1 protein-coding gene is annotated in these 638 nt (G+C 64.6%); it reads right to left on the bottom strand.

Going from position 1 to position 638, the window contains the following annotated elements; all coding sequences use genetic code 11:
- Positions 1–58: 58 nt before the first annotated feature.
- Positions 59–619, bottom strand: coding sequence for an oligoribonuclease (gene orn, locus ACXJKJ_RS30915; RefSeq protein WP_056197666.1), 561 nt, complete (start codon positions 617–619; stop codon positions 59–61).
- Positions 620–638 lie beyond the last annotated feature (19 nt).

Below are 638 nucleotides of genomic sequence, written 5' to 3'. Positions count from 1 at the left end.
GGCCAGCGGGTGGCGGGGGAAGTCGAAAGCGGCGTGCAGCAAGCGCCGTGCGGCCCGGTCAGGCCAGGTTCAGGAAATGAGTGCGGTAGTGGACGAGCTCGTCGATGGACTCGTGGATGTCGGCCATGGCCGTGTGGGCCTGGGCCTTCTTGAAGCCCTCCAGCGCCGCCGGCTTCCAGCGCTTGGCCAGCTCCTTCAGCGTGGACACATCCAGGTTGCGGTAGTGGAAGAAGCTCTCCAGCTCGGGCATGTAGTTGGCGAGGAAGCGGCGGTCCTGGCAGATGCTGTTGCCGGCCATCGGGCTCTTGCCCTTGGGCACGTATTGCTTCAGGAAGGCGATGGTCTGGGCGGCGGCCTCGGCCTCGGAGACGGTGGAGGCCTTGACGCGGTCGATGAGGCCGCTCCTGCCATGCGTGCCCTTGTTCCAGGCGTCCATGGCGTCCAGCGTCGCGTCGCTCTGATGCACGGCGAAGACAGGGCCTTCGACGCGCTTTTCGAGGTTGGCGTCGGTCACGACGACGGCAATCTCGATGATGCGGTCGGTGTCGGGATACAGACCCGTCATTTCGAGGTCGATCCAGATCAGGTTGTTTTCGCTGAGGGCAAGGGTGTCGGACATGCTGGGCTCACTCTGAAGA

Source organism: Roseateles sp. P5_E1, from assembly GCF_054049335.1.
The sequence above is the reverse complement of the archived record's forward strand: the minus strand, read 5'-3'. Positions and strand labels throughout refer to the sequence as shown.